The sequence below is a fragment of the Aeromonas sp. TS_SC_11 genome, assembly GCF_057318915.1.
In genome coordinates this window covers 2,167,285-2,183,804 of sequence record NZ_CM170470.1, presented here as the reverse complement: position 1 = coordinate 2,183,804, position 16,520 = coordinate 2,167,285, and the positions used below count along the sequence as shown (strand labels likewise).

Here is a 16,520-nt window from a genome sequence, read left to right as displayed (position 1 = left end):
CCGAGGCAGGATGGTCCACCACTCGGGATACCTTCCCCTTCTTGTACGTTCTGCTGCGTAAACCGAAGAGCAGGAATCAGCTCATACCTGTAGCTCTTCCAGCTTTTCGCAGCGAGCGTTGAAAGCCTTGGTCAGCAGTTCAATGCTTTCCATTGGCACCAGAAAGACCATCACCTTCACCTGCTTGATGTTCTCCGGCAGTTGTGTAGTGAAGGTGCTGAAGTGGGTCTCGATCTCAGTCTTGAGGCTGTTGATGTAGTCAGCGAGCCATCCTGACGAAAGCGCTTTGCTGTCGTAGGTCAACAGGATCGGGAAGCAGAGGACATTCAGCATGTCATCGACGGGTGAATTGCGGTGCAAGGCCTGGTTGAAGGCATCTGCTTTTGGCTGATGGTGCAATGGTTCGCGCAGAGAGATGATAATTTCGCGTTCTGCCGACAGCACTGTTTCTGAGATCGTCTCGTCAAGGACTTCGCAGATCTGCTCCAGCGTTGCATCCATGGCGTTTGCTTCAATCAGGCGAGCAAGACCTAGCCATAACTGATCGTCCTGGCCAGGTATCTGAACGATATGGGCGTTACCAAACTCCGAAAGCTTGCCGGCGGATTTGTAGAAGACTTTGCACGCCACGGGTTCGCTGTTTTGGCGGCTGCGCAAGATAGCGTGGAGAATCAGTTCCGCGATGAGCCTGTCGCGCGGTAGGTCACTGTCGCTGAAAGTACTAATTGACCGGGCGAGAATCGCTTCGGCGTTGTGCGCAAGGATATTGACGATCTCGCTGGCCTTGAGGGAAAACTCGGGCAGCCATTCGATGAGGTGCTTTGCGAAGGTCTCGTGCCGCCATTTTTTTAGCGAATACTTCACGTCAAAGCCAGAAAATGAATGCAGCAGACCCTCTTCGGTGCTCGCGTGAAACTCGACCAAGAACGGATCCGGGCGCTTTTTGTAGGGTTTGGAGGTGGCTATTGATTTGTCATCAGCCTCGTCCAATAGCTTTTTCAAGCGTGCTAGTGCTGGCTCACGAAGAATGATTTTTGATGCAGCCGCTGTCTTCACATTGGCTGTGGCAGCCTTGTCGGCCATCTCCAGGAATTCGTCGTAAATCGCCTGAAGTTGGGTGTAGTTGGGTCGATTTCCGAGCCCTTCTGCAAGCTGGGACAGAACCTTGATATTGACCGCTTCCAACGCCTCGACATCGCCGTAGACCTGCCAGACACAGTTGTCAGCCCAGTAGGCGAAATTCCGTTTCTGCGGTGAGGCAAACTTCTTGAATTTTTTGACCAGTGCCGTGCCTCGGTCTGTAGTGGAGTCAGGCAACACCCGCTTCTCCAGCTCAACCTTGAAGCCCTCAAGAATGGTTGCAACGTCGCGCTTGGTCACTATTCGGAAGCGGGCAAGTCCTGGGCGCACGTCGCATTTCAGAGATTTATGCAGCAGGGAAGAGTCGGCCTTGGTGCCGTCCAGGGCGATCACCTCTTTCCAGTTCCATTTATGGTTAGCTTCGGTCGTCTTGACCTGGATGTACTCGCTTACGAGCTGTCCGTCGCACTGGAATACGGTCACGATGTCGTCCGCTGTCTCACATTCCACTTGGGAGTAGGTGCTATCGCGGAGCATTTTGAAAATGAAGGTGACGGCTACATGGTCTTGATACTTGAAGCCTTGCCTTGCCGCGGGCCCACCTGCATTGGATAGGCTAGTAATACTCATAATGGCATCCTTGCATCGAGAAAATATTTGCAGACATCTGGCATCCGCTTAACTAATCGAGCTGTTCCATCCTGTAGCTAACTGATTGACATATTTTGACAAGACTATTGCTTAGAAATCAACAAAACCCTGTCGGGTCTCACATACGCTGTATTCAGCCCAGTTCGAGATCGCTTCATCGGCGACAAAGGCATTGGGCACTTTCTGGATCTCACGAGGTAACCCCAACACGGGCTTGCCGTCAATCACTGCAGTTACCTGCTCAACACTCAGGGTGTTTTGCTCGATAGCCAGAGATGCATGTATCGTGCTGATCCGGTTCTCCCGACGCAACATGGGTACTTGAGAGCGCTGAGTCGACCGTCACTGTCCCACCAACTTGGTAATTTCCGCCACCCGGCTCAACATTGCGTGGGTCAGGGTACATGGTGGGGAATAGGCTGCCATGGATACTCCGAGTAATACGACCAATTAGGGGCTAGCTTAACAGATCCGGGAGCAGAAACTCCCGGATCAGATGCCATCTAAAGCCGCAGTAAAAGTCTTTTATCAACCCCAATAAGCCTTCAAAGGTTACTCCCCCCAAAACACTGATATCCCTGCCCACGGCGCTTGGATTCCCTTTTGGCAAGGTAGGCTGCATGGAGCAGCACTTTTGTTATAGCCACAGGATCATTTGAGAAAACTTCGTGCTGTCCCTTTTCTGAAAGTTGAACCAATCCTCGTCTCCTGCAAAAATCAATTGATACATCCGCTTCAAAGACGGCTCGATGCCAAGCTACTCTAAGCTTGTTTGCCAGATTCATATTCTCAGACTTAAAGTTCCCCAGAGAGTAATAGGCATCCCCATTTAAGAAAAACATCAAGTGATAGTGAGGAACGATAGCCTCAGCTGTTTGCTCCCTCGCCCAAATATATCTGATTGCTGTTTTGCGAACTCTTTTTCCATTTGTAGCTTGGGACAGCTGATCCAGAACAAACAGTTTTTTAAGTTCCGCAAAAAATGCTTTCAGCACATCACCATGATAACGTGAACTACCTTCTGATAGCATCCTGGTAAACAAATTATCAGGAAAGCGAAGGTCAACTCTAAAAGCAAAGACCCTAGAGTATTGAGTAAAAGCATCATTCATCACAGCAACAATTTTACTGAGGTTATCCTTATCGAAAGTATAACCATTTTTCTGGTAGTGGCGTTCAGCCGCCACTCGATATTCATTAAGAGTGTCAAACATATTAAACTCCATAGATAGAAGAAGGACCACATTCTACGAATGTATGCCTGCGTTAGAATTAAGGTAGCAGTTTGCAAGTGTGCACTAGCACACTTTCATTGAAGGTTTGAAACAGTGCTATCAACTTAGCGATATGATGGGTTATTTATTTCGGTATGCTGATGGTTATGACATCCACATGTTTGTACTGTCGTTCTGCATACTTGAGTATGCAGTTTTACTATTTGTTGATTTGAACCTCTTATTTATATATTACTATTGCCGGCACCAAAGTATTGAATGTAAAACCAACCTAATAACTCTAGTCCCTGATAGGACAAGTCTTGTAGACTCAGCAACTAGCCAATTAACATCGATAACTCGTCAGAAATTATCCCTAGCGAAGATTTCTTTTCTCTTCAATCCACAACTCTATTTCAGAGCTAACCCAAGCAACAGATCTTGGGCCGATCTTGACTGATGCTGGAAATTTCCCGTCATTCATCTGACGATAAACTGATGCCTTAGAGAGTGATGTCATTGCGATGACATCCTTCAATTTAAGTAACTTCATGATGAGCTCCTTTTGTCGTCCATAGAAGTAGTCCATCACGTAAAAAACCTACATCATAAAAACGAAAAAAATTAGTATTACATTTTTGTTGTGAGCACGCTAAATATCGTAACCTGTAGCATACGTATCTCTATGAAACTGATGTTGACACATGGAGAAGTCATGAACATGCGATTGGTGAACTTATATCTATATACGTGTTCAAAGCATGCTCATGAACTTAATACTGTTTACTTTTATAGATAGCTGCACACTGAATGTTGAAGTGGACATGGATCTTCAATGTTGACCCCCCCTCCTCACCTCATCCAGCTGCTGGTCCCGTTAAAGCCGTAATCCTAAAAAGCCACTCCACTGCTGACACTCTTTCATAGGCTCATCACTCACTGGATCGATAGGCAGCACTGGCTGGTCATTTCAACGACATGCTGGCTCTACCTTAAGGATCTGCATGCTAGTACGCAGCACACGAAGAAATCATGATACTTACATGTTAAAAAACACACTAAAATCAATTGATAACCAATCTAAAATCAGTTAAAAACACATCATAAATGCACATAAAACAATCAACAGATTACTAAGTAACTAACGAGGTTTCCACTATGTCAAAGAGTATCAATCGACCGCTACTCAACCTGAGCAAACGGGAATTAAATCTAGTTTGCAACATCCACCATGTTGACAAAAATAAATTCAAACCACTGGAATTACATGTGGATGAATTATTGTCGGCGATATCTGAAAATCGTCAAAACTTACATAGCAGAGTGAACCTAGACAGAATTCATAACGAGTTAGGATCAAAGAACATTATTATTCCACGTGAGTCTCCAGAGTATTTCAAGGTAATGGCAAATGCAGAGTGCTTAGATCGTTCACACTTCGAATGGATTAACACCAATAATAATAGACTATGCAATTTCTTATGGGCATATGTGAATAGTGCTAAAACCAGAACATATGATAAAATAATCCATAATAATCTATCCCTCGGGGATAATAAACCACTATCCAGAAATGTACATGAACTTTACCTACCAGAAAATTCAATCATTGTGGAAAACGACTTAGATGAATTTGATGGAAACAATATTTTTTACACTTTTGGAAATGCCTTCAGGTTTAACTCTTCCATACCTAAAAACAACGATGAAATAAAGGATAATGTCATTTCATATTTTGACACGTGGAATGTTTTATTGGATGAAAAAGCAGAAAATATAAAATCCCTTGAAAATAAATGGAGCTTTATAAAAAACAGTGACGACATTGAAACTTGGATAACTCTGCAAGAACTAGAAAAATCTAACTGGGCATGGTCTTATATACACAAAACAAAAGTGCCAAGCTGGTTTATAAATAATGGTGACAAACATGACAAACGTAACGGGATAATTGCCACCTTTGATTTACTTCATGAATACAAATACAAAAGGGCACTATTAAAAAAAAGCATGAAGTCTGCTTGGTCGCAAAAGGCATATCGGGATAAAAACAATGGCAAGAAGGCTGTCAGTATTGTTCTATCTGAGGACATTATAAAAAAGCTAGATTTTATTTGTGAAAACACTGATAGAAGAAAAAATGAGGTAGTCACAAGATTGATTAGAGAAGAATATGAACAAATAAAAAAAGGCGGACACTAGTCCGCTTTTTCATTTTACTTTTTTGATGAATTCAATAACATTACCATGGCTACTGTTTTTTTGCGGCTCATTTGCCACCTCTAGTTCAACCAACTCACCCCAGCGTTGCCATAGCATTTTTTTCTTATCATCATGTCGCGAACGATGATAGGTTCTAACCAATTTATTGAGTGGGAGATGATTCAGACATAATTCAATCACTCTCTCTTCTGCATCTAATCTCTCAGCCCAATTTGTTGCAGCACTACGCCGTAAATCATGTACGGTAAATGGTTCCATGTCAGATAAAGAGCGAGAAATAAATCGCCTTAAAGCTCTGGTTATCGAGTCAACTAAAATTGGTTCAATTACGTCACTTTTAGGTCTATCTGATTCAAAAATGAAGTCCCCGTTTACATGTAGTGCTTGTTCATCAATCAACGCTTTCGCCTGTCGAGATAAGAATACCGAATGTGGCTTCCCATTCTTAGTATCAGGGATCGTCCAGACATCATCTCTAATATGTGAAAAACGCATATTAGCGACCTCGCCTCTACGACATCCGGTCAGTATCAATAGCTTGATCGCATTCGCCGCTGGCAGAGAAATAGTAGCATGGCGAGAAACACCACGCCCTCCAGCCGCCAAGCTACCACCACTTCCAAGATCCTCATCAATCGCCTTCCATAGCCTGCGCAATTCGGGGACTGTCAGCCATCTCTCTCTTGGCGAACCGGCACTGGCACCAAAATCCTTGGGTCTCAACAGTCTCGCAGGGTTGGCCTCGATCAGGCAGTGAACCACCGCATAATCCAACATCTGGTTCAGCGTGCCCAACCCCTTACGCGTTTCGTCTTTTGTTGCACGCCGAGTGATCTCTAACGCTTGCGCCAAGTGGGCACGAGTCAGATCGATTAAACGAATATTGCCCAGAGTTTTCTTGAGATGACGATTCCAACGCTCCTGATGACATTGGAGGGTTTTGGGTTTGACAACCTCAGCAACACGCTGCGCATCAAGCCATCGTCCAAGCAACTCATCCATCGTCAGGGCCGTTTCATTTTTAGCCTTTTCACTAGCAACATGCTTGCGTGGATCAACCCCTTTCTTTACCAGGGCAGCCAGCTCTGCATGCTCAAGCCTGGCTCGCGCCAACGACAACGCTGGGTAATTACCCAGAACAACTGTCGCCTGAGTGCCAGCAATCCGATAACGATAGACAAACCGCTTGCTCTTCCCTGCCCTAACCTCAATAGCTAATCCACCACCATGGGGAGATTTCACCGCATAGCGGGTAATCGAAGCCTCCCCTTGCAAAATCAATGAGGGGATCTCTCGATCCTGAGTTACCGGTTTTCTTGCCATAGCATTCTCTCCCCCCTGTTTGGGGTACCACTTGGGGTACCACAACAAACATGATATAGGGTGAGACTTCATGAAACTAGCTGAAACCCACAACAAGTAAAATTGATATTAAAAACAATCAATTACCATCAATAAATCAACTTTATAAAACCTTCTGAAACACTACCTACCTTGGCTCCTAAGGGACAGGCCACTGGTTCGACTCCAGTCGGGAGCACCATATAAAACAAGGGGTTGGCATCGTCATGGTGCCAACCCCTTGGTCGTTTTTGGCTTGGGTGTTTCTGCACATCCCAAATTCTCGAATGTGTCATCTTTTGTTGCGGTATCTCTGCGTCAGCCTTGAGTACTAGGCAGCGCTTACCTTCCTTAAGCGAATGGAAGCCCTGCATTGACCTTTTCGCCATGGAAAGAGTAAATGAGCAATGGATATCTACCGCTCATGTAGCCGCCACTTTACCTTCGAGATGCTGTTTCACTGTGGTGAAACTTGGCAGCGTATTCAATGCCCCAACTTACCCGAGCACAATGACAGCTGGCTGGCCTACCGTGAACTGGCTACCCATATTCTCGACCCGCTGGTAGAAGCATTTGGCCCCCCATCGCTCACCTATGGGTTTTGCGGGGTGGTGCTGCGTAAAATTATTCTGGCCAACCCCTCCCCCGGCATAGCCCCAACCCTTGATCAGCATGCAGCCTGTGAACTCAACAAGCAGGGGCGACTTGTCTGTCCTCGGCAAGGAGATGCTATTGATTTGATATACCCAAGGAAAAACAGCTATCAGATTGCCCTGTGGCTGGCTCAACTCACCCCGTTTGATCGCCTCTATCTCTATGGACCGGATAAACCACTTCATATCAGCTATGGACCGAAACAGAGTCGCATGATCGTGCAGCTGGCAACTCATCAAGGTCGACGCATCCCCAAGCGTCTTACCCTCGAACAACTCAAAGGTCTGTGTTGATGCTAAGCCCCGAGCGTTTCACGCAACTTGTTGCCGCCCTGCCATACAAAAAAGTGCTGCCCGATGCGGTCTATCTGCACAAAGAGACCCTGGCTACTACCAGCCCGCTACTTTATCGCTTTGTCTGCGCCGTAGCTCAAGCGCTAAAGCTGCCAGAAAATGAGTGGGACCTGCTCAAATTGGCCAAGAAAGATTTCCGGCTGTCACTGCTGAGCTACCCCAGCTTCTTTGATGAGGCTTATCCCAGCCTCAAGCAGAGCGTCACCGTTGATCTGGCCAAACTGAGTCATAAAATCACCCACTACGACAACCAAGACAATCCCCCCATTCTGCATCGCAAAGAGTGCATGCTGACCCCGGATCACCCACAGGCAGAGAGCTGCCGCCAGATCACCGAAGAGGGGGAGCTAGCGGGACTTTACGATCATCCTCGCATGATTGGCTTCAAAGCCTCTTGGGAGCGGCTTATCGCAAGACATGGCTATCAACTGGTTGATGGGCGCCTGTTTCGCGCCTCCGCCCTGCCGCCCGAAGAGGGTGGCCCACAGATTGATCGCCATAAAACGGCGCTGGTTCGCCATGAACTCTCGGCCCCCATGAAGATGCTGGCCCGCCATGGTTATCTCCACGGCGACCATGCGTTGTTTGATTACGGCTGCGGTCGGGGGGATGACCTGCGGGAGCTGGAAGCACACGGTATTGACGCGCTGGGCTGGGACCCGAACTTTCGCCCGGATGGCGAGAAAGTACCCTCCCATCTGGTCAATCTCGGTTTTGTGATTAACGTGATTGAGGATCAATATGAGCGGATGGAGGCGCTGCTCGGAGCCTGGGAGCTGACCCAAACCCTGCTGGTCGTCTCGGCCATGCTGGCCAACGACAGCTTTATTGCCCAGTTCACCCCTTATCAAGATGGCGTCATCACCTCTCGCAACACCTTTCAGCGCTACTACAACCAAAGCGAGCTCAAACACTATATCGATAGGACCCTGGATGAAAATGCCATCGCCGTCGGCCCCGGCATCTTCTACGTGTTCAAAGACAAGCTCGAAGAGCAGCGCTTTTTGGCGCAGCGCCAACGTCGAAGCCACAGCTGGCAGCAGCTGACCTCGCCCACCCCCAACCATCAGGCCACAGCAGCACTGCTGATCTCTCGCCATCAACCACTGTTTGAAGCCTTCTGGCAGCGGGCACTGACCCTTGGACGCATTCCGGCCAATGACGAATTTGAACAAAGCGACGAGTTAAGGGAGATAGCAGGCAGCCATCGCAAAGCTATGACCCTGCTTGGGCAGCATTTTGACCTGGCCCAGCTAAAACAGGCCGAACTGGAGCGGCAGCAAGATTTGCTGGTCTACCTGGCACTCAACCTGTTTGGAAAACGACAAGCCTATACCCAGTACCCCAGCGAGTTGCAGCGGGATATCAAAGCCTTTTTCGGTGGCAACCCACAGGCACAGCAGGCCACCAAAGCGCTGCTCTATCAGATTGCCGACATTTCCCTCATCAACCAGGCCTGCGAGCTGGCCCATCAACAGCTACCCAACAGCCTGCTCTATCCCAGCCATTCACTGCTGCTGCACAAATGCTTTATTGCGCAATTACCGCCGCTGCTGCGTGTCTACCTGGGGGCAGCTTGCCAACTCTATGGTGACTTGACCGATATCGATGTGATCAAACTGCACATTCGCTCCGGCAAGGTGAGCCTGATGGGATATGACGACTTCAGCAAACCCATCCCCTATCTGGTGGAGCGGGTGAAGATCAAAATGGCCGAGCAGGAGGTCGATTTCTTTGACTACATCAATGAGCAGACCCGGCCACCAAACATTTGGATAGGGCCACCTCGCAAGAGGTGGCCCTTTTTATCGAGCTTTCAAGCCTCATAAAAAGCGCAGGGGAATATTCACACTAGTGGCTGTCACGTCCACAAACTGGTCAATACCACGCCACAACCGGGCATGCTCACGGACTGCTTGCTGATAGGCCCAAGTGGCGATTGAGGTAGAACGCTCGGCATCGATGCTCACCAGGGGGGCCAGCTGGTCAGTGAGGTACGCCCCGTGAGTTAGGATATTCTGCTCGTACCAGGCATCCCTATGCTCGGGAGCGGCGAGAAAGTCCCGTTTGCTCCGGTTACAGTTGGCGTGTGCCAGTACGAAGTTGTGGCCCAAATCAATTGGATAACGACGCCATGGGATAAAATGGTCTACCTCACCAGGCCCGTGTATCGCCTTGTTACAGTAAAAACAGGTTCCTCCCTGCAATTCTCTTAATACATGTCCTACCCGCCCAAGCGCCTGACGGCTTGAACCAAAGAGAAAATCCTCCAGTCCCACACTTGGGCCAATCAGTGGCTGATTCCCCTTGATGTCGCAGATAAGCTGCAGCCAATGCTGTCGGGAGAGGGAGACCACCAGATCGTAAAAGCGGTGAAGACAGTAGAGAATTCCGGGGTTAAGGCAGATATGATCCGCGCCCCTTTGATGAGGATAGAGGTGGCACTCCTCTCGCCCACCCAGGATCTGCAGACGCCACAAGGGGCCCTCAATGAGGATGCGCCGAACTCGAGCAAGAAGAAGCCGCCAAGCGTCGTGACAACGCAGTGCTGTCACCGAACGGACACCCTCTTCACGCAGCCTGAACAACTCCGTCAGCATGATGGCCTGACGACCGCTGCTCTGTTTGAGCAAAGTAGCCGTTTCTCCCGTCGCGGAGTAGGGCAGACTGTGCTGCCAATAGAGCTCCACAAACTTGGTCGCCAGTTCGTCCAGCGTAATGGTGCGTGCCAAAGTCAGATCATGGGTCTCGGTACTGCGCTCAATCGCGATATCTGCAATCCCGTGCAGCAAGGCGCACTTGTAAGTGGCAACAAAATCGCCTTCGGTAAAGATACGTTGCAAATAAGCAATAAAGGTGAGTTGCTGCTCAGGGGAGGCGTGCATGCTCGCCCCCAAGGATCAGACTCTGCCAACTCAACCCGGTACGCGCCAAGGCATCCCCCTGTGGTTCTGACACATGGAGCAGTGTCATCGCCTCCCCCAATGCAAGCTGCTCGACTTCATCGGCAGCCACCGGGTACATGGCTCGCTCCCGCATCTCCTGCTCTGATACAACCAGGCGAAGACTCAGTACCAGATAACCATCTGGTGAAAGCAGCTCATGAAGACGTGCCAGAGCCAAGGGACGAAATTCCGGGGGTAGATGTATCCAGACTGCACTGAGCAAAATCAGATCAAAAGTGCCCGTCACGCGAGAGAGAGCAGGCATAGCGTCATTGACCCACGCCACCGCAGCCTCACGGGTATGACATTGCCCCTGTAGAGCGAGTGCCTGACAGGGCTCGACAGCGACCACACAGTGGCCCTGATGGAGCCCCGCTAAAAACGCGGCATCACGACCACTGCCAGCCCCCACATCCAGCAACCTGCGCGGCGCAGCCAGGAGCCAAGGTTCCAGCAGAGTGAGCCAGTCGCCGTGAACAGCGCGAGCAGATACCTGCTGGTAACGGGTCGCCAATTCGGTGGCGTGGCGCTGGTAGTAATCGAGGGACACAATGCGTTCCGATCGGAGAAGGAAGGGAAATAGTCTCACAAGATCAGTGGGTTGACCATGACAAGGACGACACTTTCCAAACATGAACCATTAAGGATGCAGGGACATTTACCAAAACGGGATGCCAGCAAAAAGAACTGCGACCAGAGGGCTCTGAATGATGCCACCGTTCAACATTTCGGGTAATATTCGGCCAACTCACTGATCTTTTGGCACTTATTATCGCCATGAGAGGTCAACGCCAGATGGAGATGGCTATTGATGAACTCGACTGATGTCGTGGCCCTGTTTGGGGATGACAAGATTCTTTCCTTTGACCTTGAACTGACCCGAGATGAAAAGCTCCGTCATCTGGGTGCACTCCTGGCTGATCGTGAGCTCAATCTCAAGGGCCCGCAGGATCTCTCCCTCAAGGAGTTAAATGCGCTGGCACAAGAGGCTGATGTGGTCCTTGGCCACAATATTCTCGATTTTGATCTCCCCTGGTTGGCCAAACAGGCTGTACGCCCCCAGTTGCTTCTCGAAAAACCGGTAATAGATACCCTCTATCTATCTCCCCTTGCCTTTCCCAAAAACCCCTATCACCGCTTGGTCAAGGATTACAAACTGGTTCGGGATACCCTCAATGATCCGGTCGCTGATGCAAGGCTCGCCTTGCAGATTTTCTCGGAACAGTTGATAGCCCTGCAAGCCTTACCCCTACCCCAATTGCAGCTTTATCAACACCTGTTCAGCCAGGGAGTCATGGCGCAATTTAACACTCAGGGTCTGTCACTGGTGTTTGCCAGACTGACAGGTCGTCCTCCAGTAAGGGTCTCCGAGCTACCCACCCTTATCAAGAGCATTGCCCATGAGAAGGGTTGCCCCAATCAGCTCAACCGAGTGATTGGCGATGCCCTGCGTCAACCTATGCTGCTGTTACCGTTGGCTTATGCCTGCGCCTGGTTGCCCGTTTCCGGCGGCAACTCTGTGCTGCCGCCCTGGATTTGGCGCCGCTTTCCCCAGACCGCAGAGATCATTCACACTGTCCGCGAGCGCCACTGTGGTCATGCCGACTGCAGTTATTGTCAGGAGAACCACGACGCACGCCGCCATCTGCAACGTATCTTTGAGCTCGACAACTTCCGTAATTTGCCTGATGGGACACCATTGCAGAAGACCTTGATCGAGGAAGCCATGGCTGGCGTCGCACTGCTCGGAATCCTCCCCACCAGCGGCGGCAAGTCGCTCTGCTACCAACTCCCGGCACTGGTTCGCAACCAGCGCAGTGGCGCGCTCACGGTCGTGATCTCCCCCCTGCAGGCACTGATGAAGGATCAGGTGGACAACCTTAAATACAAGGCCGGTATCGAAGGGGTTGCCGCCATCTCGGGGCTGCTGACGCTACCAGAGCGAGGCGCGATTCTTGAGCAGATCCGCATGGGGGATATCGCCCTGCTCTATATCTCCCCCGAGCAGCTTCGTAACCGCACTGTCAAACAAGCAATACGACAACGTCAGATCGGTGGCTGGGTATTTGACGAAGCGCACTGCCTGTCGAAATGGGGACATGATTTTCGCCCTGACTATCTCTACTGCGCCAAGGCCATCGCCACCATTGCCAGCGAGCAGCAGGTCCCCATGCCTCCTGTCTTCTGCTATACCGCCACTGCCAAGCCGGATGTGATTGAGGATATCTGCGCACAGTTTCTCGACAAGCAGCCCCGACCGCTTCGCAGACTGGAAGGGGGGGTTGAACGTACCAACCTCGAATATGCCGTCGTTGAGTGCCCAGGACTCAATAAACAGGGCCATATCCTTAACCTGCTCGAGCAGTTCTTTGGTGGGGAGAAGCCCGGCTCCTGCGTTATCTACTGCGCAACCAAGCGTAGCGTGGACGAGTTGGCTGATTTCCTCGGCCAGCAACAATCCCTCACCGTCGCGCGCTTTTACGCCCGAATGGACAGTGCCCAAAAGAAAGCAACCCTCGAACAATTTATCAGTGGCGAGATCCGGGTCATCTGCGCGACCAATGCCTTTGGGATGGGCATCGACAAGGATGATGTGCGTCTGGTCATCCATGCCGATATCCCCGGCTCGCTCGAGAACTATTTGCAAGAGGCGGGGCGAGCGGGCCGCGATACAGAGCAAGCCCACTGCGTGCTGCTTTTTGATGCACAAGACATCGAGAAACAGTTCCAGCTCGAAGCCATGAGTGAGGTCAGCCTGCGCGATATCAAACAGATCCTGCGCGGAATAAGACTCCGGGCCAGCAAAGGAGGAAAGCAGGAGAACAACCCGCCACTGGTCGCAACCAGCGCAGAGCTCATCAACCAGCCAGAGGTGGAAACCAGCTTCGCTGCCGATGACAACAATGCGGATACCAAGGTCAAGACAGCTATCGCCTGGCTCGAGCGAGCTGGCTATCTGGAGCGCAGCGATAACATCACTCAGGTATTTCAGGGACGCCCCCTGTTTGCTTCCACCGAGGAGGCGATGAAAAGGGTAGACAGTCTGAAACTGGCTCCCAAGGCCAACGCCATCTGGCAAGCTGTTATCCAGGCGCTGATGAGTGCTGCCGATGATGATGGTCTCAGTGCCGATACCATTGCCGAAGAGGCAGGCCAATACATGGCGGACCAAGGAAGTGGTGTTCAGGCCAGCGAAGTGATGCGGGTACTCACCCAAATGGCGGATGTAGGTCTGCTCTCTCAGGGGATCTTACTGACTACCTGGCTTCGCCCCAAAGGAAGAGACAACGCCCGGGTGCTCTGCGGGCAAGTGCACAGTATTGAAAAGGCGATGCTGGACACCTTGCGTGAACAAGAACCCGAACCTGATACAGGGCAAGGTCTGATCTTTAACATTCGACTGGTCAATCAGGCCATCAAAGATCTGGGGCATGAACGGAGTAACCCTGGCTTGCTGCGCAATTTGCTGACCAGTTGGTCCCAGGATGGTCGCTCGGGGGGCGAGAAAGGCTCCATTGATGTCAAATATCTCTCTCGGGATCTCTACCAACTCACCTTCAACCGTACCTGGTCCCAGATTGAGCAGACGATTGATCAACGCCATCGCGTCACAGGTGCCACCCTCGATTTTCTCTACACCCTGTTGGCAAGCAGCGAAGAGAGTGTCCAGCGCCAGGTAATGCTGTCGTTTGCCCTGGAACAACTGGTCAAATACCTGCGAGAAGACATGGATGTGGCCCAGCTCATGAACAAGCGTGAGGCAAACAGCCAGCAGGAGTGGTTGCTCAAAGGGGCCGAGCGGGCACTGCTCTACCTGCATGAGCAACACGCCATCGTGCTGCAAAATGGTCTCGCCGTGTTCCGAAGCGCCATGACCCTCACTCTGACAGCGGAGCGGCAGCAGCAATACAACAAAGCAGACTATCAGCCGCTTGAACATCACTATCGCCAGAAGGTGATTCAGATCCATGTGATGAATGAATACGCCCGCATCAGCCTGGAGCACTTCAAACAAGCCAAAAAGCTGGTGACAGACTACTTCTCCATGGAAGCTGACAAGTTCCTCGGTCACTACTTCAAAGGGCGCAACAAGATCCTGGAGCTGGCGACCAGCGAACACTCCTGGAAGCGCATTGTTGAAGATCTTCACAACCGGCCACAGGAGCAGATAGTCCAGGCACCACCCGAGCAAAACTTGCTGGTACTGGCAGGCCCGGGCTCAGGCAAGAGCAAAGTGATTATCCACCGCTGCGCCTACCTGATGCGGGTCAAGCAAGTCGCCCCATCCAAGATCATGTTGCTCTGTTACAACCATAATGCGGCGATGTCCCTGCGCCGACGCCTGACCGAGCTACTGGGGCGTGACGGAGCAAGGGTCTCGGTATTCACCTTTCACGGTCTTGCGATGAGCCTGACAGGTAATGCGGTGCAAAACCGGACATCAGACGATATCGACTTTACCACCATCATTGATGACGCTATCAAACTGCTCCGGGGAGAACAGAGCCAGCTTGGTCTCGAATTGGAAGAACAGCGGGAAAAGCTGTTGGGTGGGCTGCAATTCCTGCTTGTCGACGAATATCAGGACATTGACGAACAGCAGTACCAACTTATCGCTGCACTGGTTGGAAAAAGCGAAGAGGATGAAGAAGCCCGCCTGCACCTGATGGCGGTGGGCGATGACGACCAATCCATTTACGCCTTCCGCGAAGCGAACGTCAGCTTTATCCGTCGCTTCGAACAAGACTACAACGCCCAGACGCACTATCTGACCTGGAACTACCGCTCAACAAACCACATCATCGAAACGGCTAACCAGCTGATAGAACACAATCTGGATCGCATGAAGCGTTCGCATCCCATTGTGATCGATGAACGGCGCAAGATGGAGGTACCGGGTGGCGCTTGGGAAGGGCTGGAGACTGCACGCGGCAAAGTCATCGTACAATCCTGTACTGACGCTGCCCAACAGGCCGCTGAAATCGTCAGACACATCGCACTGATTCTTGAAAAAGATCCGACATGCCTGCTGGAATCTATCGCAGTACTGGCTCGCAATGGGCTGGATAAAGAAGAGCTGGCATGGGTACGTTCAGCACTCGCGGATGCCGCTATCCCCTGCCGATTTACCCTGGATCGAGAGCATGGCTTCCCGATACATCGCTGTCGCGAGATCTTGCGTTACCAGAACTGGTTGCATCAACAAGGCCACGCACTCCTGACAGCGCAGCAACTGGCCGCTCCACTCCCTCCCTTTGCTCAGGCAAACCGCTGGGAGGCCTTGCTGTACGATCTGATTGCCCAATGGCAGGAGAGTCAAGGGGAACAAGCGCTGTCAGCACACTATTTCCTGCAGTTCCTTTACGAATATCTGAGCGAGCAGCGTCGGCAGATCCGCTTTGGCAAAGGCGTGCTTCTCAGCACGGTACATGGCGTTAAAGGGGAAGAGTATCGCCATGTATTGATCCTTGATGGCGGTTGGCAACGCAGTGCAGAAAGTGCCTCGAACAACATTGAGGAAGAGCGACGTCTCTTCTATGTCGCGATGACCCGAGCGATCCAACGGTTAGTGGTTATGTCCCGCGCTGACCAGCGGCATCCTCACCTTCCTCTCATTACCGAGCGTTGTCACAACGAGTCGATCCAGGCCACCGCCCCTGTACGGCAACGCCGTTTTGCCATCATGGGTATGCGCCAACTGGATATCGGTTATGCCGGCCGTAGCAACGAAAACCACCCGATACACCAGAACCTGCGGCAATTACACGTCGGGGACGCTGTACGGATCGATCTCGACAAGCTTCAGAAACTTCATATTTTCCATGGTCAAACGTCCGTAGCTCGTCTCTCCCAAAGTGCCCATCAGATCTGGCTGAACCAGTTTGCAACTATCCGGCACGCCAACGTCATCGCCATGATTGAACGGAGCAAAGAGCAGGAAGACGATGCCTATCAGGGGCAAGTTCGAAGTGAACGATGGGAACTGCCCATTATCGAGCTGGAGTTATAACGATCTGGGAGGAGAGTGGTCTATCACTCTCCTCCAAGGCTCGTCACTA

11 protein-coding genes are annotated in these 16,520 nt (G+C 50.8%); 4 read left to right on the top strand and 7 right to left on the bottom strand.

Annotation, left to right across the window (positions count from 1 at the left end; all coding sequences use genetic code 11):
• Nucleotides 1-81 precede the first annotated feature (81 nt).
• The 4 genes from AC1P02_RS10315 to AC1P02_RS10300 all read right to left on the bottom strand — a co-directional run bounded on the left by AC1P02_RS10315 (nucleotide 82) and on the right by AC1P02_RS10300 (nucleotide 3,498).
• Nucleotides 82-1,710 (bottom strand): HamA C-terminal domain-containing protein, encoded by a 1,629-nt coding sequence (locus AC1P02_RS10315; protein ID WP_485185299.1) that lies wholly within the window; start codon nucleotides 1,708-1,710, stop codon nucleotides 82-84.
• 111 nt (nucleotides 1,711-1,821) lie between these two features.
• Entirely contained in the window at nucleotides 1,822-2,046 is a 225-nt protein-coding gene (locus tag AC1P02_RS10310) for a hypothetical protein (protein WP_485185297.1), read from the bottom strand.
• Nucleotides 2,047-2,276: 230 nt separating this feature from the next.
• The gene (locus AC1P02_RS10305; protein ID WP_485185295.1) at nucleotides 2,277-2,945 is read right to left on the bottom strand and encodes a YagK/YfjJ domain-containing protein; all 669 of its coding nucleotides are present in this window, start codon (nucleotides 2,943-2,945) and stop codon (nucleotides 2,277-2,279) included.
• Nucleotides 2,946-3,321: 376 nt separating this feature from the next.
• A complete protein-coding gene (locus tag AC1P02_RS10300) occupies nucleotides 3,322-3,498 on the bottom strand; it encodes a helix-turn-helix transcriptional regulator (RefSeq protein WP_016349760.1) in 177 nt (58 codons plus the stop codon).
• Between the two features lie 605 nt (nucleotides 3,499-4,103).
• Between AC1P02_RS10300 and AC1P02_RS10295 the strand changes: the two genes are divergently transcribed.
• Entirely contained in the window at nucleotides 4,104-5,147 is a 1,044-nt protein-coding gene (locus tag AC1P02_RS10295; RefSeq protein ID WP_485185292.1) for a hypothetical protein, read from the top strand.
• Nucleotides 5,148-5,156: 9 nt separating this feature from the next.
• On the opposite strand, the gene AC1P02_RS10290 is transcribed toward AC1P02_RS10295, so the two are convergent.
• The gene (locus AC1P02_RS10290; protein WP_485185290.1) at nucleotides 5,157-6,491 is read right to left on the bottom strand and encodes a tyrosine-type recombinase/integrase; all 1,335 of its coding nucleotides are present in this window, start codon (nucleotides 6,489-6,491) and stop codon (nucleotides 5,157-5,159) included.
• Between the two features lie 425 nt (nucleotides 6,492-6,916).
• Between AC1P02_RS10290 and AC1P02_RS10285 the strand changes: the two genes are divergently transcribed.
• Nucleotides 6,917-7,456, top strand: coding sequence for a hypothetical protein (locus AC1P02_RS10285; protein WP_485185288.1), 540 nt, complete (start codon nucleotides 6,917-6,919; stop codon nucleotides 7,454-7,456).
• Complete coding sequence (locus tag AC1P02_RS10280) at nucleotides 7,456-9,345, top strand: DNA phosphorothioation-associated putative methyltransferase (protein ID WP_485185286.1); 1,890 nt, start codon at nucleotides 7,456-7,458, stop codon at nucleotides 9,343-9,345. The genes AC1P02_RS10285 and AC1P02_RS10280 overlap by 1 nt, the downstream gene beginning before the upstream one ends.
• Here the strand turns inward: AC1P02_RS10280 and AC1P02_RS10275 are convergent.
• Together AC1P02_RS10275 and AC1P02_RS10270 are read right to left on the bottom strand one after the other, a co-directional pair.
• The gene (locus tag AC1P02_RS10275) at nucleotides 9,340-10,401 is read right to left on the bottom strand and encodes an HNH endonuclease (RefSeq protein ID WP_485185284.1); all 1,062 of its coding nucleotides are present in this window, start codon (nucleotides 10,399-10,401) and stop codon (nucleotides 9,340-9,342) included. The genes AC1P02_RS10280 and AC1P02_RS10275 overlap by 6 nt on opposite strands.
• Nucleotides 10,385-11,011, bottom strand: coding sequence for a class I SAM-dependent methyltransferase (locus AC1P02_RS10270; protein ID WP_234576519.1), 627 nt, complete (start codon nucleotides 11,009-11,011; stop codon nucleotides 10,385-10,387). The genes AC1P02_RS10275 and AC1P02_RS10270 overlap by 17 nt, the downstream gene beginning before the upstream one ends.
• A 261-nt stretch (nucleotides 11,012-11,272) precedes the next feature.
• Between AC1P02_RS10270 and AC1P02_RS10265 the strand changes: the two genes are divergently transcribed.
• Nucleotides 11,273-16,471: a RecQ family ATP-dependent DNA helicase gene (locus AC1P02_RS10265; RefSeq protein ID WP_485185282.1), complete on the top strand. Its 5,199-nt coding sequence runs from the start codon at nucleotides 11,273-11,275 to the stop codon at nucleotides 16,469-16,471.
• The last annotated feature ends 49 nt before the right edge of the window (nucleotides 16,472-16,520 follow it).

Excerpts from the sequence above, each read along its gene's own strand:
- AC1P02_RS10285 (WP_485185288.1), top strand. The coding sequence starts at position 6,917 with ATGGATATCTACCGCTCATGTAGCCGCCACTTTACCTTCGAGATGCTG.
- AC1P02_RS10280 (WP_485185286.1), top strand. The coding sequence starts at position 7,456 with ATGCTAAGCCCCGAGCGTTTCACGCAACTTGTTGCCGCCCTGCCATAC.
- AC1P02_RS10310 (WP_485185297.1), bottom strand. The coding sequence starts at position 2,046 with ATGTTGCGTCGGGAGAACCGGATCAGCACGATACATGCATCTCTGGCT.
- AC1P02_RS10295 (WP_485185292.1), top strand. The coding sequence starts at position 4,104 with ATGTCAAAGAGTATCAATCGACCGCTACTCAACCTGAGCAAACGGGAA.
- AC1P02_RS10265 (WP_485185282.1), top strand. The coding sequence starts at position 11,273 with ATGAACTCGACTGATGTCGTGGCCCTGTTTGGGGATGACAAGATTCTT.
- AC1P02_RS10290 (WP_485185290.1), bottom strand. The coding sequence starts at position 6,491 with ATGGCAAGAAAACCGGTAACTCAGGATCGAGAGATCCCCTCATTGATT.
- AC1P02_RS10275 (WP_485185284.1), bottom strand. The coding sequence starts at position 10,401 with ATGCACGCCTCCCCTGAGCAGCAACTCACCTTTATTGCTTATTTGCAA.
- AC1P02_RS10305 (WP_485185295.1), bottom strand. The coding sequence starts at position 2,945 with ATGTTTGACACTCTTAATGAATATCGAGTGGCGGCTGAACGCCACTAC.
- AC1P02_RS10315 (WP_485185299.1), bottom strand. The coding sequence starts at position 1,710 with ATGAGTATTACTAGCCTATCCAATGCAGGTGGGCCCGCGGCAAGGCAA.
- AC1P02_RS10300 (WP_016349760.1), bottom strand. The coding sequence starts at position 3,498 with ATGAAGTTACTTAAATTGAAGGATGTCATCGCAATGACATCACTCTCT.